This window comes from Rhizobacter sp. P3_C12, from assembly GCF_056402735.1.
In genome coordinates this window covers 1-1,534 of the sequence record NZ_JBFUGW010000561.1, presented here as the reverse complement: position 1 = coordinate 1,534, position 1,534 = coordinate 1, and the positions used below count along the sequence as shown (strand labels likewise).

The following is a 1,534-nucleotide window of genomic DNA, read 5'->3' as shown; positions in this document are numbered from 1 at the left end:
CGCGCGATCAGCTCGTCGGCCGGCGTGTCGACCATCACGATCTCGTCGGCCCGGTCGAAGAAGGTGTCGGGCAGCGTTTCCTGCACCACGATGCCGGTGATGCCGCCGACCACGTCGTTCAGGCTCTCCAGGTGCTGCACGTTCAGCGTGCTGTAGACGTCGATGCCGGCGGCCAGCAGCTCCTCGACGTCCTGCCAGCGCTTCGGATGGCGCGAGCCGGCCACGTTCGAATGCGCCAGCTCGTCGACCAGCACCAGCGCCGGCCGGCGCGCCAGCGCGCCGTCGAGGTCGAACTCCGCGAGCTGCCGGCCGCGGTGCTCGACCGTCTTCGCGGGCAGCACCGGCAGGCCGTCGAGCAGCGCCGYGGTCTCGCTGCGGCCGTGTGTCTCGACGATGCCGGCCAGCACGTCGACGCCGTCGGAGCGCATCTTGCGCGCGGCCGCCAGCATCGCGCAGGTCTTGCCGACGCCGGCCGACGAGCCGAAGTAGATGCGCAGCCGGCCGCGCGTGGCGCGCTGGGCCTCGTCGCGCAGCTGCGCAAGCAGGGCGTCGGGATCGGGACGCGAGGTGTCGCTCATGGTGAGGCGGCATTGTCACAGCCATTTGTGCCACGATGTTTGCCGCAACCCACCGGAGCGCGTCATGACCGACACCACCCTGCGGCCCGACCTGAAGGCGGGCGTCCCGCTCGAGCGCATCGCCGACGGCGCGATGCTCGCCGGGCAGATCGATGGCGAAGACGCGCTGCTGCTGCGCCGGGGCGATGCGGTCTACGCGATCGGCGGGCAATGCACCCACTACCACGCGGCGCTGGCCGACGGCCTGCTCGACGGCCATGTGCTGCACTGCCCGATGCACCACGCGCAGTTCGACATCCGCAGCGGCGCGGCCCTGTGCGCGCCGGCGCTCGACGACCTGCCCTGCTGGCGCGTCGAGCAGCGCGACGGCCAGCTGTTCGCCCGCGAGCGCATCGTCGCCGCGCCACGTTCGCGCCGCGAGGTGACACAGGGCACGCTCGACGACGTGGTCATCGTCGGCGGCGGAGCGGCCGGGCTGGCCGCAGCCGACACGCTGCGCCGCGAAGGCTACGAGGGGCGCCTGGCGATCCTCAGTGCCGACACCGATCCCCCCTGCGACCGGCCGAACCTGTCGAAGGACTTCCTGGCCGGCACGGCCGAGGCCGACTGGATGCCGCTGCGGCCCGGCGACTGGTACGCCGAACGCCGCATCGAGCTGCTGCTGGACACGCGCGTCGACGCGATCGATGTCGCCGCGCGCCGGCTGCGGCTCGCCGGTGGCACAACGCGGCCGTTCGGCGCGCTGCTGCTGGCCACCGGTGCCGAGCCGGTGCAGCTCGACGTGCCCGGCGCGGCGCCCGGCCAGGTGCGCAGCCTGCGCAGCTTCGCCGACAGCCGGGCGATCGCCGCGCAGGCGGGTTCCGCGCGCTCGGCGCTGGTGATCGGCGCGAGCTTCATCGGGCTGGAGGTCGCTGCCTCGCTGCGCGCACGGGGGCTGGCGGTGCATGTCGTGGCAC

General features: G+C 73.5%; 2 protein-coding genes. One reads left to right on the top strand and one right to left on the bottom strand.

The window, feature by feature from the left end:
* Positions 1-578: histidine kinase (locus AC1DXV_RS34485; RefSeq protein WP_477938030.1), on the bottom strand; the 578-nt coding region annotated here is incomplete at its 3' end.
* Between the two features lie 64 nt (positions 579-642).
* Here AC1DXV_RS34485 and AC1DXV_RS34480 point away from each other — a divergent pair.
* Positions 643-1,534: FAD-dependent oxidoreductase (locus AC1DXV_RS34480; RefSeq protein ID WP_477938029.1), on the top strand; the 892-nt coding region annotated here is incomplete at its 3' end.